Raw genomic sequence first — 13318 nt, forward strand, 5'->3', positions numbered from 1 at the left:
GCCCCGGAACCGGCGGCGAGGCAGCCCGCGGAACCGTCCCGGACGGGCCGGGACCCGCGCACGTGGCAGCCGAGCGCACGCCCGCCCCGGCGAGCGTGCCCGCCCGGAATTGGGTAGACCGGAGCCATGACCCCTGTGGGCAGCGACATCGGCGACCGAGTCCTCGGTGGCTGGCTCGGCCGGATCGCGGGCAACATGCTCGGCAAACCGGTCGAGCAGGGCGACCACTGGACGCGGGACCGGATCGACCGCTATCTGCGGCAGGCCTCGGCGCTGCCGCTGACCGACTATCTCCCCGGGCCCGCCGAGGACGACGCCGGGGGCGAGTTCGAGTTGCGGCCCGAGTGGCGCAGTTGCGTGCGCGGCCGCATCCACGGCAGTTGCCGTGACGACGACGTGGACTACGCGATCCTCGGACTGGACCTCCTGGAGACGCACGGCTTCTCGTTCAGCACCGAGCAGGTGGGGGATCTGTGGCTGCTGCGTCTTCCGTTCCGCCAGACGTTCACGGCTGAGCGGGCCGCGTACCGCAATCTCGCCCAGGGGCTGAAACCCCCGCTGACGGCGACGTACGAGAATCCGTACCAGGAGTGGATCGGCGCGCTGATCCGCGCCGATGTCTACGGCTGGACCAGCCCGGGACGGCCGCGGCGAGCGGCCTCGCTGGCCCGGCGGGACGCCGTCCTCTCGCACACCGGCAACGGTGTCTACGGCGCGATGTGGGCGGCGGCGCTGATCTCCGCCGCCTTCACCGCCCCGTCGGTCCGGGACGCGCTCGACACCGCTCTCACCGTGATCCCCGCGAGCAGCCGACTGGCCCGCACGGTACGCCGGGTGCTCGCGCTCCACGAGACCGGGATGACCTGGGAGGACACGCTCCTCACGGTGTCCGAGGAGACCGCCGGGATGGGCTGGATCCACACGGTCCCGAACGCGGCGGTGCTGACCGCCGGGCTGCTGTACGGCGACGGCGACTTCACCCGCACCATCGCGCTGACCGTGCGCGGCGGTCTGGACACCGACTCGAACGGCGCGACCGCGGGCTCCGTGGCGGGCGTCCTGTGCGGGGCGGAGGCGATTCCCCCGCAGTGGAAGGACCCGCTGGAGGACACCGTCCGCAGCGCGGTGTTCGGCTTCGACGGGGTACGGATCAGCGAGCTCGCCTCGCGTACGGTCGCGTTGGTCGAGGCCTGAGCCGGAGCCGGGGGACGCCCGGTCCGGCTCGTTACCCTTCCCAGGTGACCAATTCGGACTTCGCCGCATACATCGCCGGCCTGCCCCGTGTCCTCGTAGGGGCCGCCGCCCTCTTCCGCGACGCCGACGGGCGGGTGCTGCTCGTCGAGCCGAACTACCGGGATGGCTGGACCCTGCCGGGCGGAACCGTGGAGTCGGACGACGGGGAGAGTCCGCGGCAGGGCGCGCGCCGGGAGACGGCCGAGGAGATCGGCCTCGACGTGGAGCTCGGGCGGCTCCTCGCCGTCGACTGGGTCCAGGGGCCGACGCGCCCGCCGCTGGTGGCCTATCTGTACGACGGTGGAGTGCTCGGCGAGCAGGAGCTCGGGGCGATCCGGCTGCAGGAGGAGGAGCTGCTGTCCTGGCGTCTGGTGCCGCGCGAGGAACTGGCCGCGCGTCTGCCGGGCGCCTCGGGGCGTCGTGTGCTCGCCGCGCTCGACGTCCTGGCGCAGGACTCGGGAACGGCGGAACTGGAGAACGGCCACCGAGTGGGCTGACCCGGGACCCGCCCCGCGCTTCCGGCACCCCGGCACCGGAGGTCCCATGACTCTTCACGGCCCGGCGGCCGGGGGCTCAGCCCCCGGCCGCCGGGCCGGTGTTCTCGTCGTGGCCTCGGCGAGGCCTCTCGTCGGGGGTCGCGCGCGACTCGGCGGTCGTGCGCGGCTCAGCCGAGGATCCTGCGCTTCTGTTCCGCGAATTCGGCTTCCGTGAGCACGCCCTGGGCCTTGAGGTCCCCCAGTTGCTTCAGCTGGTCGATCTTGCTGGTCATGTCGTCGGCCGGCGCGGCGGGCGGCGGGGCCGCGGCGGGCGGGGGCTCCTGATACTGCTGCTGGGCTTCCTGCTGAGCCCATCGCCCCTGCTGACGACGTGACACACGGTTCGAGACGGCGGTGGCCGTACCGGCCACCACGGCGGTGCGGGCGACCCCGCGAAGGAGACCTGGCACGGTGGTTTCCTTTCAGGCAGGCGGTACGAGGAACGACGACAAAGGCATTCGCTCCCTTGTACGCCCCAGGTAGGCGCCGAATTCCCGGCACACCGGATTCGGAACACCGGACAGGTCCATTGGAGCACCGGACGGATTCCCCCGCACCTCGATCCCGGCCCTGCCCTGAGGGATTTCCGAGGATCTGCCGGTCCGTCATTCCCATGGCAAGCTGAAATGTGGGCCACCGACCGTAGCCCGGTCAGTGGCGAGGCCTACGCAGGAGGAGCTCGCAATGGCTACGACGGGTATGCACCGGCAGGGAACCGCCGGCAGTACGGGAGCGTGGGTGTCCGGTTGGACCGCCTTCGCCGCAGTCATGATGATCTTCGGCGGTGCGATGGCGATATTCCAGGGCATCGCCGCCATCGCCAAGGACAGCGTCTTCGTCACTACCAGCAACTACGTCTACAGCTTCAACCTCACGAGCTGGGGATGGATCCACCTCACCCTCGGCGTCCTGGTCGTCCTCGCCGGCATCGCCGTGTTCCGCGGCATGCTGTGGGCCCGCATCGTCGGCATCACCCTCGCGGGGCTGGCCATGGTCGCCAACTTCATGTGGCTGCCGTACTCCCCCGTGTGGTCCAGCGTGCTGATCGCCATCGACGCCTTCGTCATCTGGGCGCTGTGCGTCGGGGCCGGCCGGGACGCCCGTACCGAGTAGCCGGACGCGCCCTCCCGGCGCTCTCCGGACCGGCAGCGGCCCCGCACCGAGGTGCGGGGCCGCTGCCGTGTCGAGTGCCGCTTCCGAGCGCCCGTTCCGGCCGCCGGCTATCCGGCGTCCGGGTCTTCGAGCGCGGCCAGCACGGCGGGAACGGGGATGCGTCCGGAGGCGACCATCTGGGCGCCGCTGCGCCGCAGGGCCGTGGCGAAGGGCGCCGCCCAGACGTTCTCGTAGACCAGGATTCCGGCGGAGTTGCCGGGCTCCAGGGCCCTCCCGGCCTCCGCGATGTCGTCCTCGCCCAGCAGGCCGGAGGACACGCCCTCGAAGACGGCGAGGTCGAGCGCTCCGTCCCCGTCGAAGTCGGCGATCTCCATGCCGGCCACGGATCCGTCCTCGTCCTTTCTCACGAACAGAAGGTCGAGAATGCGGATGACGCCACGGTCCACCAGGTCGACCAGGATCGGAAATCCCTCGCCGGTCATTCGGTTGCCGGGAAACTCCACGACCACATAGTCGATCGGGCCCATCTCGACGAATTCATCTTCGCTCACGGCTTCACCCCTGCACGGTCATGGTGTTCCCCTGCGATTCGATGCCATTGCAGCACCGGACGGAAGCCGCCGCACTTCGGTACGGCGGCTCCTCGTACCCCTGGCGGAGGGAGCCGTACGGGCCGTTCGGGCGTTCCGGACCGTCCGGCCGGTTCACGCGGTGAGCTGATAGATGCTCTTTCCCACCAGCCACAGCCCCAGGAACAGCACCAGGGACACCAGTGCCTGCTCCTGGTGCCCCTCCAGCCAAGCGCGCAGCTTCCCGAGCCGGACGTGGGCCGATCGCGGGGCGAACGTCGCGTAGAGCTCCATCGTCAGGATGCTGGACGTGGCCAGCAGGACGTAGCTCATGAGCGCCGCGTACGACGCGGCGTGCGAGAGGTCGGCGTCCACCACGGTGGCCGCCCCGGCCGCGACCATCCCCCAGGGCTGGAGCAGGAGGGCCAGTCCGGCCGCCGACCAGGGGGAGATCTGTTCGATCCGCGACATGAAGCCGGAGGACTTGTGCCGCTTGCCGATGCTGCGGCGGGTGCGTTCCGCGTAGCAGACCATCCCGACGCCGATGGCCAGTTTGACCGCGAGGACGGCCGTGGACGGCGCGGATTTCGGGGCCGGCGGCTGACCGCCGGTCATGAGCAGGACCGCGGCGATGATGCCGACGAACGTGGCCAGCCAGGTCAGGATGAAGGCGAGGCCCTTCCAGACCCCGTTGCGCGAGGAGAGGACCAGCACGAATCCGGTCACCGGCAGCGGGTCCAGAGCGATCACCAGACCGATGAGGACCAGGTCAAGGACCATCGCCGCCCCCGCGTGGTCTCACGCGGCTCACCGCCGCGGCATCGCGCATGCCCTCATCGTCACCTCCCCCGACCGGGTCCACAAACGCACGGTTCCGCCCGCGCGCGGCGGCCCTCCGGCCCGCCCGAACGGCCCAGCGGAGCTCGCGCCGCGAGCCCGGTGGCGGCGCCCGACCGCACCCTGGTGGCGCGGCCACCCCCACCGGGGTGCGTGGCCGGGGGCCGACACGGGGAGCGGAATGAGCGCAGGCGAAGGACCGGACCCGGACACCGGAGGCGGCCGGAGGCGCCCGCGCGAGCGGGCGGCGGCGCTGCGGGCCCGGCTGCTGGGACTGCGCGCCGGTACCGAGACCCGGTTCCCGGTGATCACCCGCCTCACCTCCCATCTGGTCGCCGTGAACCTGCTGGATTCCGCCACCCGGCTCGCCGCCCAGGCCTTCCTGACCGCGGTACCCCTGCTCTTCGTCGTCGCCTCGTTCGCCCCGCAGTCGGTACGCAAGGAGATCGTCGACTCCGTGCACGACATCCTCGGCATCGACGGCAGCGCCGACCAGCAGCTGAAGAAGGTGTACGGGGCCGACTCCGCCGGGCTGCGGCAGAGCACCGGGGTGGTCAGCCTGCTGATGGTGCTGCTCTCCGCCACCGCGTGCAGCCGGGCGATGCAGCGGCTCTGCCAGCGCGCCTGGCTGCTCCCGGCCGCGAGCGCGCGGATCGCCGTCTGGCGCTGGTTCGTGTGGATCGTGACCCTGCTGGTCGTCATCGCCCTCCAGGGACCGCTGCGGACCGGCTTCGGCGCGGGGTCCTGGCTCGGTCTCCCGCTGCTCCTGCTCACCGAGGTCGGCGTCTGGTGGTGGACCCAGCACCTGCTGCTGGCGGGGCGCGTGCCCTGGCTGCCCCTGCTGCCCGGCGCGCTCGTGACGGGCACGGCCCTGACCGTGCTGTCGGTGATCGCCAAGGTGTACGTGCCCAACGCGCTCAACCACAGTCTGGAGCGCTACGGGTCGCTGGGCGCGGTCTTCACCGTGCTGTCCTGGCTGATCGCGCTGTGCGTCGTCGTCTCCGCGGGCATCACCGCAGGTGCCGTCATCGCCCGGGAACCCGCCGTGGTCCGCCGTCTGGGCTCGCCCGATTAGCTCAACTCGCCGGACATATCGCCCAGAGCTACCTTGGTGATCGGGCCGGACGGCCCCCTCCAGCGGCAGGCCCGGACAACGATCCAAGGACGGTGGCCGGCATGAACGACTCACGTCACTACGACGTCATCGTTATCGGAACCGGCGCGGGCGGCGGCACCATCGCCCACCGGCTGGCACCCACCGGCAAACGGATTCTCCTCCTCGAACGCGGCGGCTACCTCCCGCGCGAACGCGACAACTGGGACTCCACCGCGGTGTTCGTGAAGGGTAAGTACCGGGCGCCCGAGTTCTGGTACGACCGGCACGGCGACCAGTTCCCGCCCGAGGTCAACTACTACGTGGGCGGCAACACCAAGTTCTACGGCGCCGCGCTCTTCCGGCTGCGCCCGGAGGACTTCGGCGAGCTCCGCCACCACGGCGGTGTCTCCCCCGCCTGGCCGCTCGGCTACCAGGACCTGGAGCCGTACTACACCCAGGCCGAACACCTCTATCTCGTGCACGGCCGGCACGGGGAGGACCCGACCGAAGGGCCCAGCAGCGCCCAGTACGCCCATCCGCCGGTCCGGCACGAGCCGCGCATCCAGCAGCTCAGTGACGACCTGGAGAAGCGGGGGCTGCACCCCTTCCACCTCCCGATCGGGGTGAACCTCACCCAGGACGACCGGGGCCGGGCCACCCACACCAGCGCCTGCATCCGCTGCGACCGTGTCGACGGCTTCCCCTGTCTGATCGGCGCGAAGTCCGACGCGCAGGTCATCTGCGTCGACCCCGCGCTGGAGCACCCCAACGTGGAGATGGTCACCCACGCGAACGTACTGCGGCTGGACACGGACGCCACGGGCCGGAGCGTCACCTCCGTCGTCGCGACGGTGGGCGACGGTGGCGGAGGCACGGACGCCGACACCGACGGGGGTGGAGGCGAAGGCGGCGGCTCGACCGTCGAGTTCAGCGCCGACATCGTGATCGTCGCCTGCGGTGCCGTCAACTCGGCTGCCCTGCTGCTGCGTTCGGCGAACGACCGGCATCCGCGGGGCCTCGCCAACAGCTCGGACGTGGTGGGCCGTCACTACATGCGGCACAACAACCTCGCCCTGATGGCCATATCCGAGGAACCGAACGACACCAGGTTCCAGAAGACCCTCGCGCTGCACGACTGGTACCTGGGGTCCGAGGACTGGGACTACCCGCTCGGCGGCATCCAGATGCTCGGCAAGTCCGACTCCGAGCAGATCCACGGCGAGGCACCCCGCTGGGCGGGAGCTATCGCCCCCGACATGCCCTTCGAGGTACTCGCCCACCACGCCGTCGATTTCTGGCTGTGCGGCGAGGACCTGCCCGCCGCCGACAACCGCGTCACTCTGGACGAGCAAGGCGCCATCCACCTCGCCCTCGACGAGAAGAACAACATCGCCGGACTCCAGCGGCTGCGGCACGAACTGCAGCGCATGCTGGGCCACTTGGGCATGCGCGAACACCATCTCCTGCCGCACAGCATCTATCTGCACAAGGGCATGCCCATCGGCGCGACGGCACACCAGGCGGGGACGGTCCGCTTCGGCCACGACCCGGCCGACTCGGCCCTCGACATCAACTGCAAAGCCCACGACCTGGACAACCTGTACGTCGTCGACACGAGCTTCTTCCCGAGCATCGGCGCGGTGAATCCCTCGCTGACCGCCATCGCCAACGCGCTCCGCGTCGGCGACCACATCGCGGAGCGTCTGCAATGACCCCCAAACACCCGGCCGGCAGCCGTCCCCCGCACCACACCCCGGCGGAGCGGGCCGCGCTCGGCAAGGCCGCCCGGTCCGCCGTACCCCGCTCCAGCCACGCCGACTTCGTCCCCTCGCCGAAGCGGCCCGACCCGGTGGACGTCGTGGAGGGGCAGTCGGCGAGCCGGGTGCCCGAGCTGGTGCCGATCCGCTACGGCCGGATGACCGAGTCGCCCTTCCGTTTCTACCGCGGGGCCGCCGCCATCATGGCCGGGGACCTCGCCGACACCCCCCGCTCCGGGATCAGGGTCCAACTGTGCGGAGACGCCCACCTGTTGAACTTCCGGCTGCTGGCCTCGCCCGAGCGCCGCATGATGTTCGACATCAACGACTTCGACGAAACGCTGCCCGGCCCGTGGGAGTGGGACGTCAAGCGGCTGTCCGCCAGTTTCGTCATCGCGGGCCGGGCGAACGGCTTCGGCACCAAGGAACGCGCCGACATCGTCCGGGCGACGGTGCGGTCGTACCGCGAGTGGATGAGACGCTTCGCCGGTCTCGGCAACCTCCCCGTGTGGTACACGCATTTCGACGAGGAATGGGTACGCACCCATATCGCCGGGGAGTTGAGCGCGCGGGCGCGCGAGCGCTGGTCCAGGACGACGGCCAAGGCGCGTACCCGGGACAGCCTCCAGGCCTTCGCCAAGCTCACGCACATGGTCGACGGCCAGGCCCGCATCGCCCCCGATCCACCGCTGATCACACCGCTCCAGGACATGCTTCCCGACGTGGAACGCGGCGCGCTGGAGAAGCAGATCCACCGGCTGGTCGAACGTTACGGCCGCAGCCTGAACTCGGACCGGCGGTTCCTGCTGGAGCAGTACCGCATGGCCGACGTGGCCCGCAAGGTGGTCGGTGTCGGCAGCGTCGGCACCCGCTGCTGGATCATCCTCCTGCTCGGCCGGGACGGTTCGGACCCACTGCTCCTGCAGGCCAAGGAGGCCGACGAGTCGGTGCTGGCGCCGTTCGCCGGCGCCAGCGAGTACCGGACACAGGGCGAGCGGGTGGTCGCCGGCCAGCGGCTCATGCAGGCCACCAGCGACATCTTCCTGGGCTGGGAACGGGCCGACGGCATCGACGGCCGCCGACGGGACTTCTACGTACGGCAGTTGCGGGACTGGAAGGGCATCGCCGAACCCGAGGCCATGGTGCCGTCCGGTATGCGGGCCTTCGGCGAGCTGTGCGGTGCCACGCTGGCCCGCGCGCACGCGAGGTCGGGCGACCGGATCGCCATCGCCTCCTATCTGGGCGGGGGTGACGTCTTCGACCGGGCGCTCGTCCCGTTCGCCGAGAGCTACGCCGACCAGAACGAGAGGGACCACCGGGCACTCGTCGACGCCGTCCGCTCGGGGCGCGTCAAGGCCGAAGCGGCCTGACGTGCCCGCCAAGGAGGCCAGCATGGACCGCTATCCGCCCATCGCCGACCACGGACTGGTCGGCGACCTGCAGACCGCCGCCCTGGTGTCGTCCCAGGGCGTCGTCAACTGGTTCCCGGCACCGCGCTTCGACTCCCCCAGTGTCTTCGCCTCGCTGCTGGACCACGACGGCGGCGGCTACTTCCGCCTCGCGCCCGACCACCCCGAGGGGACCTGGCGGCAGCTCTACTACCCGGACACGGCCGTGGTCGTGACCCGCTTCATGTCGCCGGACGGCGTGGGCGAGATCATCGATCACATGCCGGTCCTGACGGGCCCGGCCCCGTCCGACCGGCACAGTCTCGTGCGCATCGTGCGCTCGGTGCGCGGCACCGTGCACTTCGGTCTGGAGTGCCGCCCGCGGTTCGACTACGCGCGGGCGAGCCACGAACTCGACCTGGCCGCCGGCACGGCGACGTTCCGGTCCCCGGGCGCGACCGCCTACCTCCAGGCCACGATCCCGCTCGAACGGGACGGCCAGGACGTGCGCGGCGGCGTCACCCTGGAGAACGGCCAGACGGCTGTCGCAGTGTTCACGGTGTGCGGGCCGGACGGCGAAGCACCGCCGCCCCCCACCGTCGACACGGTCACGGAGGACCTCTGGAGCAACGTCGACTTCTGGCAGAAGTGGGTGCGCACCTCGAACTACCGGGGCCGCTGGACGGAGATGGTGCACCGCTCCGCCATCACCCTCAAGCTCCTCACCTACGCCCCGACCGGCGCGCCGGTCGCCGCCCCCACCATGGGGCTGCCGGAGCAGATCGGCGGTGAGCGCAACTGGGACTACCGGTACACGTGGGTGCGGGACGGCTCGCTGTCCGTGCGGGCGCTGCTCGACCTCGGCTTCGAGGAGGAGGCGCACCAGTTCACCCGCTGGATCGGCGACCGCCTGGAGGCCCGCGAAGGTCCGGACGACGAAGTCCTCCAGATCATGTACCGGGTCGACGGCGACCCGCATCTGACGGAGGAGATCCTGGACCACTTCGAGGGCTACCGCGGCTCGTCCCCGGTACGCGTCGGCAACGCGGCCTCCGACCAGTTGCAGCTCGACATCTACGGCGAGGCCCTCTACGCCCTGGCCGAGGGCCGCTCGGTCGGTGAGCGGGCCGGATACCACGGCTGGAAGGGGCTGGCCGGCATCCTCGACTGGCTCGCGGACAACTGGGACCGGCCCGACGAGGGAATCTGGGAGACCCGCGGCGGGCGCAAGGACTTCACCTACAGCCGGGTGATGTGCTGGGCCGCCTTCGACCGGGGTCTGAAGCTGGCCGCCGAGTTCAGCCGACCGGCCGACACCGTCCGCTGGACCGCGGCCCGGGACGCGATCTTCGAACAGGTGATGGCGCGCGGCTGGAGCGACAAGCAGCAGGCGATCGTCCAGCACTACGACGGCGACGTCCTGGACGCCTCCCTGCTGCTGGCGCCCCGCGTCGGCTTCGTCTCCCCGCGGAGCCCCGGCTGGCTGAGCACCCTGGACGCCATGGACCGCATCCTCGTCTCCGACAGCCTCGTCTACCGCTACGACCCCGAGGCCTCGCCCGACGGACTGCGCGGCTCCGAGGGGACGTTCAGCCTCTGCACGTTCCTGTACGTCGACGCGCTGGCCCGGGCGGGACGGCTCCCCCAGGCCCGCTACACCTTCGAGAAGATGCAGACGTACGCCAACCATGTCGGCCTGTTCGCCGAGGAGATCGGCCCGAGCGGGGAGCAACTGGGCAACTTCCCGCAGGCGTTCACCCATCTCTCGCTCATCATGGCCGCGACGACGCTGGACGAGGCGCTCGACCGGCTGCGTCCCTGAACGGCGGGATGTCCGGGCCCTGCGGCAGCAGTTCCACGGTCACGAAGGACACCACGGCGGCGAGCACGATCACCGGCACCGTTCCCGAGTTGCCCACCAGGAGCACGACCAGCACGACACAGCTGACCGGCAGCCGGAGCGCGGCGGCGGACGCGGCGGCCATGCCCGCCGCCATGGCCGGCACGACGCCGAATCCCGGGAGCGGTGCCAGCAGGGCGCCCATGGCGCCGCCGAGGAACAGAGCGGGGAACACCGGACCGCCGCGCAGGCTGCCCAGGCACAGTGCGTACCCGATGGACTTGAACACCAGCACGGCCACCAGGCTGCCGACCGACCACGCGTGCGGGTGGGCGGCGAGCTGGGCGAGGGTGGTCTGACCGGACAGGGCCACATCCGACGGCGACCGTCCCGTGATGGCCGCGTAGAGCGCCGCGCAGCCACCCGCGCCGAGCGCGCAGAGCACCGTGGTCCGCAGGGTGTGCGCGGACACGGAACGGGCGGCGTACCGGCCGCCCACGATCACCCAGTGGACACCCACGCCGATGAGGAAGGCCATGACCACCGACCAGAGCACGTCGCCGGCGTCGAGGGTCGAAGGAGCGGGCAGCCCGATCCGGAGGCTGCCGGTCTGCAGTCCCGTCCAGTCGCCGAAGCCGGTGAACACGATGGCGCCGACTCCGCTGGCGAGCAGGGCGGGGAGCATCACCGCGAACAACTGGGGCCCACCCACTCCGGCCACCTCCATCAGCAGGACGGCCGCGACCAGGGGGCTGCCGAAGATCGCCGAGATGGCCGCCGCGGCGCCCGCGGCACCGAGCAGTGCCGTGCTCGCGGTGGTCGCGGGAGCACGTACGAGATCCCGGAAGAGCAGCGCCAGGCCTCCGCCCAGTGCGATCAGCGGCGACTCGGGCCCGAGGACGGCGCCCAGCGGAAGACTGGCCAGGGCGGCGAGGACGACACCGGGCAGCGCGGAGGTCGACACCCCGCCGGCATGCAACCCCGAGGCCGGAACGTGGCCGCCGCGGCCCGGCAGCCGCAGCACGATCGGAACCATGAGCAGACCCGCCGCGAGCATCGGCGGCAGCGGCCACCACCACGGCGGATCCGCCCATCCGAGATCGTGCGGCCACTGCACCCACATCAGATGTTCCAGCTCGTGCAGGAGTACCAGGAACCAGAACGCGGCCAAGGAGACCGGGACACCGATCACGGCGCAGAACACGAGCGCCCGCCGGTACGCCGGCTGCATCAGCATGTCCCTCAGCTGCTCGGCCTCCGTGGGCTGGTTTCCGGGAGGGGTCTCGGCCTCCGTCGACCGGCCGCCCGGAGCGGGCTCGGACGCCTCGGACTCCTCGGGCTCCTCGGGCTTCGGCTCGGTGATGGGTCTTCTCCTACGCCGCTCGGGGGGTTCTGCCGTCGGAGCGCGAGCGTACCGACGCGGCCCGCCCCGCCCACGCGGCCCGCGCACGACCGCCCGAAAACCCTCCGGGTGGACGCGCCGCCGCGGCCTCCGCCGGCATCTCGGCCGGGCACCCCGATATCCGTTCGCCCGAAACGGACCGGCACCCTACCCTCGCCCCATGAACAAGCCCCTCGTCGCCATCCTCAGTGGCGCCGGCGTCTCCACCGATTCCGGAATCCCCGACTACCGCGGCCCGAACGGCCTGTGGCGGCTCGACCCCGAGGCCGAGAAGCTCGTCACCTACGAGTACTACATGGGCGATCCCGAGATCAGGCGCCGGGCCTGGAGGATGCGGCAGGACAACGGGACGCTCCGGGCCGAGCCGAACGGCGCCCACCGGGCCGTCGCCGAGCTGGAGAGGTCCGGGATCCCGGTGCGGGTCATCACGCAGAACGTCGACGGACTGCACCAGCTCGCCGGGATGCCCGCCCGCAAGGTCCTCGAACTGCACGGCACGGCGCGGGCCGTGGTGTGCACCGGATGCCACGCACGCGGGCCCATGGAGGACGCCCTCGCCCGCGTCGAGGCCGGCGAGGACGATCCGGCGTGCCGGAAGTGCGACGGGATCCTCAAGCCGGCGACCGTGATGTTCGGCGAACGGCTCGACCCCGTCGTCCTCGGCCAGGCCGCCGCCATCGCCAAGGCCTGCCAGGTCTTCATCGCGGTCGGCAGCAGCCTCCAGGTGCAGCCCGCCGCCGGACTCGCGGGCGTGGCCGCCGACCACGGGGCCCGCCTCGTCATCGTCAACGCCGAACCCACGCCGTACGACGAGATGGCCGACCAGGTCATCCGCGAGCCCATCGGAACCGCCCTGCCGGAACTGCTGGGCGAGTTGGGCGGCGGCAGCGGTTCCTCGCCGGGCGGCGCCGGCTGACCTTCCTCATCACCGGTGCGCAGGCGCACCCGACGGGCGTCACTCCCATCGGCTCCCACGACCGGCTGCCGCCCTCGGCCCTCGCGGGTTCAGAAGAGTGCCGATCCGCTCTCGAAGTCCAGGAGTTGCCTCTTGCGGTCGAGGCCGCCGCCGTAGCCGGTGAGGCCGCCGCTCGCGCCGATCACGCGGTGGCAGGGCACGATGATGCCGATCGGGTTCTTGCCGTTGGCGAGGCCGACCGCGCGCGAGGCGCCCATGTTGCCCAGGGCTTCCGCGAGTTCGCCGTACGAACGGGTCTCGCCGTAGGGGATCCGGCACAGCTGTTCCCACACGCTGCGCTGGAAGGGCGTTCCAGCCAGCCGCAGTTCGAGGGTGAACTCCTTCAACTCGCCCTCGAAGTAGGCGTTCAGCTGCTCCGTCACCTCGTCGAAGAGCGTGTCGTCGCGCTCACCGAAGTGCTCCTGCGGCGGGCGGTGACGCTGACCGACCATGTGCAGGCCGCACAGGACACCGTCGTCGTCGGCGACGAGCGTGAGGGGGTCGTAGGGGCTGTCGATGACCGTGTGCCGTTTCACTGGGCGTCCTTGATGCGTGGAGTGCTTGGCGTACGTGGCGTGCGGGGTGCGGGCTT

Annotated in this window: 13 protein-coding genes; 8 read left to right on the forward strand and 5 right to left on the reverse strand. The window is 71.2% G+C overall.

Annotated elements, in window-relative coordinates; genetic code table 11:
• Positions 1 to 126 precede the first annotated feature (126 nt).
• Both OHT01_RS09005 and OHT01_RS09010 read left to right on the forward strand, forming a co-directional pair.
• Positions 127 to 1194 (forward strand): ADP-ribosylglycohydrolase family protein, encoded by a 1068-nt coding sequence (locus OHT01_RS09005; RefSeq protein ID WP_328552599.1) that lies wholly within the window; start codon positions 127 to 129, stop codon positions 1192 to 1194.
• A 44-nt stretch (positions 1195 to 1238) separates the two neighbouring features.
• Complete coding sequence (locus tag OHT01_RS09010) at positions 1239 to 1730, forward strand: NUDIX hydrolase (protein WP_328552600.1); 492 nt, start codon at positions 1239 to 1241, stop codon at positions 1728 to 1730.
• Between the two features lie 167 nt (positions 1731 to 1897).
• Here OHT01_RS09010 and OHT01_RS09015 read toward each other — a convergent pair whose 3' ends face one another.
• Entirely contained in the window at positions 1898 to 2179 is a 282-nt protein-coding gene (locus OHT01_RS09015) for an SHOCT domain-containing protein (protein ID WP_328552601.1), read from the reverse strand.
• A 274-nt stretch (positions 2180 to 2453) separates the two neighbouring features.
• On the opposite strand from OHT01_RS09015, the gene OHT01_RS09020 reads away from it, so the two are divergent.
• Positions 2454 to 2882: a DUF7144 family membrane protein gene (locus tag OHT01_RS09020; RefSeq protein ID WP_328552602.1), complete on the forward strand. Its 429-nt coding sequence runs from the start codon at positions 2454 to 2456 to the stop codon at positions 2880 to 2882.
• Between the two features lie 107 nt (positions 2883 to 2989).
• Here OHT01_RS09020 and OHT01_RS09025 read toward each other — a convergent pair whose 3' ends face one another.
• Both OHT01_RS09025 and OHT01_RS09030 read right to left on the reverse strand, forming a co-directional pair.
• On the reverse strand, positions 2990 to 3409 hold the full coding sequence (locus tag OHT01_RS09025; protein WP_328558066.1) for a DUF6325 family protein: 420 nt from the start codon (positions 3407 to 3409) through the stop codon (positions 2990 to 2992).
• A gap of 177 nt (positions 3410 to 3586) precedes the next feature.
• Positions 3587 to 4231 (reverse strand): GAP family protein, encoded by a 645-nt coding sequence (locus OHT01_RS09030; RefSeq protein ID WP_328552603.1) that lies wholly within the window; start codon positions 4229 to 4231, stop codon positions 3587 to 3589.
• Positions 4232 to 4469: 238 nt separating this feature from the next.
• On the opposite strand from OHT01_RS09030, the gene OHT01_RS09035 reads away from it, so the two are divergent.
• The 4 genes from OHT01_RS09035 to OHT01_RS09050 all read left to right on the forward strand — a co-directional run bounded on the left by OHT01_RS09035 (position 4470) and on the right by OHT01_RS09050 (position 10351).
• A complete protein-coding gene (locus OHT01_RS09035; protein WP_328552604.1) occupies positions 4470 to 5363 on the forward strand; it encodes a YhjD/YihY/BrkB family envelope integrity protein in 894 nt (297 codons plus the stop codon).
• Positions 5364 to 5464: 101 nt separating this feature from the next.
• Complete coding sequence (locus OHT01_RS09040) at positions 5465 to 7096, forward strand: GMC family oxidoreductase (protein ID WP_328552605.1); 1632 nt, start codon at positions 5465 to 5467, stop codon at positions 7094 to 7096.
• Positions 7093 to 8511: a DUF2252 domain-containing protein gene (locus OHT01_RS09045; RefSeq protein ID WP_328552606.1), complete on the forward strand. Its 1419-nt coding sequence runs from the start codon at positions 7093 to 7095 to the stop codon at positions 8509 to 8511. Before OHT01_RS09040 ends, OHT01_RS09045 begins: the two co-directional genes overlap by 4 nt.
• 22 nt (positions 8512 to 8533) lie before the next feature.
• Complete coding sequence (locus tag OHT01_RS09050; protein WP_328552607.1) at positions 8534 to 10351, forward strand: glycoside hydrolase family 15 protein; 1818 nt, start codon at positions 8534 to 8536, stop codon at positions 10349 to 10351.
• Here OHT01_RS09050 and OHT01_RS09055 read toward each other — a convergent pair.
• A complete protein-coding gene (locus OHT01_RS09055) occupies positions 10302 to 11606 on the reverse strand; it encodes a chloride channel protein (RefSeq protein WP_328552608.1) in 1305 nt (434 codons plus the stop codon). The two genes, OHT01_RS09050 and OHT01_RS09055, sit on opposite strands and share 50 nt — an antisense overlap.
• 325 nt (positions 11607 to 11931) lie before the next feature.
• Between OHT01_RS09055 and OHT01_RS09060 the strand changes: the two genes are divergently transcribed.
• Entirely contained in the window at positions 11932 to 12687 is a 756-nt protein-coding gene (locus OHT01_RS09060) for a Sir2 family NAD-dependent protein deacetylase (protein WP_328552609.1), read from the forward strand.
• Positions 12688 to 12776: 89 nt separating this feature from the next.
• On the opposite strand, the gene OHT01_RS09065 is transcribed toward OHT01_RS09060, so the two are convergent.
• Positions 12777 to 13262, reverse strand: a complete 486-nt coding sequence (locus OHT01_RS09065) for a methylated-DNA--[protein]-cysteine S-methyltransferase (protein ID WP_328552610.1) — start codon at positions 13260 to 13262, stop codon at positions 12777 to 12779.
• Positions 13263 to 13318: the final 56 nt, after the last annotated feature.

The organism is Streptomyces sp. NBC_00358 (genome assembly GCF_036099295.1).
GTDB lineage: Bacteria > Actinomycetota > Actinomycetes > Streptomycetales > Streptomycetaceae > Streptomyces.